The organism is Streptomyces sp. CO7 (genome assembly GCF_053474865.1).
This window is the reverse complement of the sequence record NZ_JBRIOU010000187.1, coordinates 1-5,070: the sequence shown is the minus strand read 5'-3', so window position 1 is coordinate 5,070 and position 5,070 is coordinate 1. Positions and strand designations below refer to the sequence as shown.

At 74.7% G+C, this 5,070-nt stretch carries 4 protein-coding genes; all 4 read right to left on the bottom strand.

All coding sequences use genetic code 11. The features are described from left to right. The coding region (locus tag ACOV8S_RS32260; protein ID WP_448322125.1) for a DoxX family protein at positions 1-1,894 on the bottom strand (1,894 nt) is incomplete at its 3' end. Positions 1,895-2,043: 149 nt separating this feature from the next. After that, positions 2,044-2,985 (bottom strand): 23S rRNA (guanosine(2251)-2'-O)-methyltransferase RlmB, encoded by a 942-nt coding sequence (gene rlmB, locus ACOV8S_RS32255; protein WP_351112953.1) that lies wholly within the window; start codon positions 2,983-2,985, stop codon positions 2,044-2,046. Between the two features lie 102 nt (positions 2,986-3,087). After that, positions 3,088-4,488, bottom strand: coding sequence for a cysteine--tRNA ligase (cysS, locus tag ACOV8S_RS32250; protein ID WP_448322122.1), 1,401 nt, complete (start codon positions 4,486-4,488; stop codon positions 3,088-3,090). 72 nt (positions 4,489-4,560) lie between these two features. Then, entirely contained in the window at positions 4,561-5,061 is a 501-nt protein-coding gene (gene ispF / locus ACOV8S_RS32245) for a 2-C-methyl-D-erythritol 2,4-cyclodiphosphate synthase (RefSeq protein ID WP_448322127.1), read from the bottom strand. Positions 5,062-5,070: the final 9 nt, after the last annotated feature.

Sequence of the window (5,070 nt, the reverse complement as noted above, 5' to 3'; positions counted from 1 at the left end):
CGCGGAGAGCGAGGCGGACGTCGCCGGTCGCCCCGGTGTCCGTCCCGGCGACGTCCGCCTCGCTCTCCGCGCCCGCGTTCCGCTCCTCGGCCCCGGCCGTGCCGACCGTCTCCTCCGCGCCCGCGGTGCCCTCGGAGCCCGCCGTGGGGCCGTCCGAGGCCGACTCCGACGGGGACTCGCTCCCCGGCGCCGTGTCGCCCGGCAGTGGCGTGCCCGGCAGCGCGTTGCGCGGGGGCTCGCCCGGACGCGGCACGACCACCCGGTCCGCGTCCCGCACCGCCGCGCCCAGCAGGGAACCGACCAGCAGGGTGAGGCCGGCGACGACGCCCGTCGCCAGCGCGCCCCGCTTGAGCACGTAGCGCCGCAGGTCCCAGATCGCGGCCCGCGGGCCCAGCCGCCGCCAGGCCCGCCCGGCCAGCGCCCCGTCCACCGAGTAGACCGGCGCGCCCGCGACCAGCAGCGGCGTCCAGGCCGCCAGGTAGACCACGTCCGCCATCTCGTACACCGGCACCGCCTGCCAGCTCGCGCCGAGCAGCAGTGCGGACGCCAGCAGCACGCCCACCCCGGCGGCGACCCGCTGCCACAGGCCCAGGACCGTCAGCACGCCGACGATCACCTGGAGGAAGGCCACGGTGAGGCCGGAGCCCACCGGGTGCTGAAGGGCGAAGCCGTGCAGCGGCTCGCCGACGCCGCCCGGCTCGAGGGAGTGCAGCAGCCGGGTCATGGAGCCGCGCTCGCCGCCGTCGAAGTAGACGGGGTCACAGAGCTTGCCCATGCCGTCGTAGACCGAGACGAAGCCCAGGAAGACCCGCAGCGGCAGCAGCACCACGCCGAGGTTCATCCGGCGGCCGGGGTAGTAGGCGTGCTTCTCCGACGCCCGCCGCCCGCCGCGGCCCTCCTCGGCATCCTCCGCCGCGTGCCCGTCCGGGCCGTACCCGTCCGGGCCGTACCCGTCGGGCCCGTAGCCGTCGGCGCTGTACGCGTCGGTCCCGTAGCCGGCCGCGCCGTAGCCGTCGTAGCCCTCGCGGCCGGGGCCCGCGTCCGCGTAGGCGCCGGTCCGGCCGTAGCCGCCGGAGCCGTACCGGTCGCCCTCGCCGTAGCCCTCGTAGGCGCCGGGCGCCAGGTAACCGGGCTCCTCGAAGGCGCTGCCCACCGACCGCATCGGCGGGAGCAGCCGGGCGCCCTCGCCGATCACCGGGTTCTCCAGGGTGCGCTCGGCCGCGCTCTCCTCGCGGACCCCCGCGTACCCGGCCGCGCCGTCGCCGTAGCGGCCACCGTGGCCCCCGTCGTACCCCTCGTCGAACCCGCCGCCGAAGGGGGAGCCGAAGCCGGAGGAGACCGGACGGTCGAAACCGGAACCGGAACCCGAGCCCGAACCCGAGCCGGGAACGTCGAAGCCGGAACCCGCGCCCGGGCCCGTGCCGACGCCCGGGCCGGCGCCTGCGACGGCGTCGGGCGGCCGCGGGATGGTCCGGGTCGCCCCGGGCCCGGCGGACGGCGGGGTCGCGGGCCGCCCGGCCGCGGCGGGCGCCTGGGCGGGTCCCCCGAGCTGCGCGCCCCGCACGGCCTGCAGCAGGCGGTGCGCCCCGGTGTCGTCCGGGGCGGTGTGCCCGCTCCAGACGACCGGCCGGCGCCTCTTCCCGGCGGCGGCCGGACCCGGCTGCGCGACGACGGGGATCGGCGTCGTGTCGTCGGTGGCTCTCACGTGCCCGGCGATCCGCGTCGACCTGGCCCGCCGCGCCGAGGCGCCCAACTGCACGCGGAAGCTCACGTGGTTGACGATGACCTGCGCGGGATCGCAGGGCACCTTCACCATGCTCAGCGCGGGGGTGTCGTCGAAGCCCGACGGACCGTCCCCCAAAGGTGTGCGGGGTGTTCTGGTGTCCACACTCATCTAACCGAGTGACGACACGTAAGGACACTGCCGCAAGCGCCCCGATCTGTCCGAAGCACGTCAAGCTCGTCAGTCGCCCGCAAAACACACCGCCCGGGCGAATTTCTGCACACCTGTGCGAGACCCCGTCAGGGGTCCCGCACCAGGGATCAGCTGCGCCGGCGCGCCGCCTCGTAGAGCACGATGCCCGCCGCGACACCGGCGTTGAGCGACTCGGCGCCGCCCGGCATCGGGATGCGGACCCGGTAGTCACAGGTCTCGCCCACCAGCCGGGACAGGCCCTTGCCCTCGCTGCCGACCACGATCACGACCGGGCCGCCCAGCGCCTCGAGGTCACCGATCTCGTGCTCGCCGTCGGCCGCCAGGCCCACCACGACCACTCCGGCCTTCTTGTACTGCTCCAGCGCGCGGGTCAGGTTGGTGGCCCGGGCGACCGGCGTGCGGGCCGCGGTGCCGGCCGAGGTCTTCCAGGCGCCGGCCGTCATGCCCGCCGCGCGGCGCTCCGGCACGACCACGCCGTGACCGCCGAAGGCGGAGACGGAGCGGACCACGGCGCCCAGGTTGCGCGGGTCGGTGACGCCGTCCAGCGCCACGATCAGCGGGTCCTCGTCGCTGTCGGCGGCGTCGGCGACCAGGTCCTCGGGGTGCGCGTACTCGTACGGCGGCACCTGCAGGACCAGGCCCTGGTGGTTGAGCCCGTTGGTCATCCGGTCGAGCTCGGGGCGCGGCGCCTCCATGAGGTTGATGCCGCCGCGCTCGGCGGCGAGCTGCAGCGCCTCGCGCACCCGCTCGTCGTTGTCGATGAACTGCTGCACGTAGAGGGTCTTGGCGGGCACGCCCTCGCGCAGCGCCTCGACGACCGGGTTGCGGCCGACGACCAGCTCGGAGGTGGAGCGGCCGCCGCCCCGGCGGGCGGTGGCGGGCCTGCCCTGGGCGCGACGGGCCTTCGCGTTGGCGGCACGCTGCTTGGCGTGTCCCTTGCGCATCTCGGCGGGCGGGGTCGGTCCCTTGCCCTCGAGGCCCCGGCGTCGCTGGCCGCCACTGCCGACCTGCGCGCCCTTCTTACTCGATGCGCGGCGGTCCTTGGACATGAGCTGATCGTCTCCGTGAAGCTGGGGGGATGTAGGTCTGGAAGTGCAAGTGTGCCGCCCGGAGGCCCGGGCGGCACATTCGCGCAGGTCACGCAGGTCGGGTCAGCGGCCGCCGAGGGACCATCGGGGCCCGTGCGGGCTGTCCTCGATGACCAGGCCGGACGTGCCGAGCTGGTCGCGGATGGCGTCGGCGGTCGCCCAGTCCTTGCGGGCGCGGGCCGCCTCACGCTGCTCCAGCACCAGCCGGACCAGGCCGTCGACCACGCCTTCGAGCTCCTCGCCCCGGCCGTCGGCGCCGCCGGACCACTGCTCGTCCAGCGGGTCGAGGCCGAGCACGCCGAGCATGGCGCGGACCTCGGCCAGACGGGCGACGGCGGCCTCCTTGTCGTCGGCCGCGAGCGCGCTGTTGCCCTGTCGGACCGTGGTGTGCACGACGGCGAGCGCCTGCGGGGTGCCCAGGTCGTCGTCCATCGCCTCGGCGAAGGCCGGCGGGACCTCGGCGGCCGGCTCGACGGGGCCGCCCGCGAGCTCCACGGCACGCTGGACGAAGCCCTCGATCCGCGCGAACGCGGACTCGGCCTCGCGCAGGGCCTCCTCGCTGTACTCGATCATCGACCGGTAGTGCGGGGTGCCCAGGTAGTAGCGCAGGACGATCGGCCGCCACCGCCCGACCATCTCGGAGACCAGCACCGAGTTGCCCAGCGACTTGGACATCTTCTCGCCGCTCATCGTCACCCAGGCGTTGTGCATCCAGTAGCGCGCGAACTCGTCGCCGTACGCCTTGGACTGGGCGATCTCGTTCTCATGGTGCGGGAAGATCAGGTCCAGGCCGCCGCCGTGGATGTCGAAGGCAGGGCCCAGGTACTTGTGGGCCATCGCCGAGCACTCCAGGTGCCAGCCCGGGCGGCCCGGGCCGAAGGGCGTCTCCCAGCTGGGCTCGCCGGGCTTCGCCGCCTTCCACATGGCGAAGTCCCGCGGGTCGCGCTTGCCGGCCACGCCCTCGTCGGGCTGGCGGAGGTCGTCGACGTCCTGGTTCGACAGCGACAGGTACTCGGGGAAGGAGCGCACGTCGAAGTAGACGCTGCCGTCCGCCTCGTAGGCGTGGCCGCGCTCGATCAGGCCGCGCATCATCTCGACCATCTCGGTGACGTGGCCGGTGGCCCGCGGCTCGTAGGTCGGGGGCAGGCAGCCGAGCGCGTCGTAGGCGGCCGTGAAGGCCCGCTCGTTCTCGTAGCCGATGGACCACCAGGGGCGGTCGTACTCCGCCGACTTGGTGATGATCTTGTCGTCGATGTCCGTGACGTTCCGCACGAACGTCACCTCGTAGCCGCGGTGGGCGAACCAGCGGCGCAGCACGTCGAAGTTGAGGCCCGAGCGGATGTGCCCGATGTGCGGGGCGGCCTGCACGGTGGCACCGCACAGGTAGATCGAGACACAGCCCTGCGTGAGCGGGACGAAGTCACGGATCTGCCGGGCGCTGGTGTCGTACAGGCGAATAGTCACGCCTCAAGAGTAGTGGGCGTGCGGCACTGCCTCACGCCCACTGCGAAACAACCGGCCGACGGCTGCGCGCCCCTACGCGAGCCGCGCCGCGGGGGCCTCCACGACCAGGGCGGTGGCCACCGCCGTCAGGCCCTCGTCCCTGCCGGGGAAGCCGAGGCCGTCGGTGGTCGCGCCGGAGACGGAGACCGGCGCGCCCGCCGCCGCGGAGAGGATCTTCTGCGCCTCGTCGCGCCGCTTGCCGATCTTGGGGCGGGGGCCGACGACCTGCACGGCGACGTTGCCGATCACGAAGCCCGCCTCGCGCACGATCCGGGCCGCCTCGGTGAGCAGCGTGACGCCGGAGGCGCCCGACCACTCGGGGCGGGAGGTGCCGAAGTGCTGCCCGAGGTCCCCGAGCCCGGCGGCGGAGAAGAGCGCGTTGCAGGCGGCGTGCGCGACCACGTCGGCGTCCGAGTGCCCGGCGAGCCCGGGGCCCTCGCCCTCCCAGAGCAGGCCCGCGCACCACAGCTCGCGGCCCTCCTCGAAGGCGTGGATGTCGGTGCCGATGCCCACCCGGGGCAGCGGGTACGGCAGGTCCTGGCG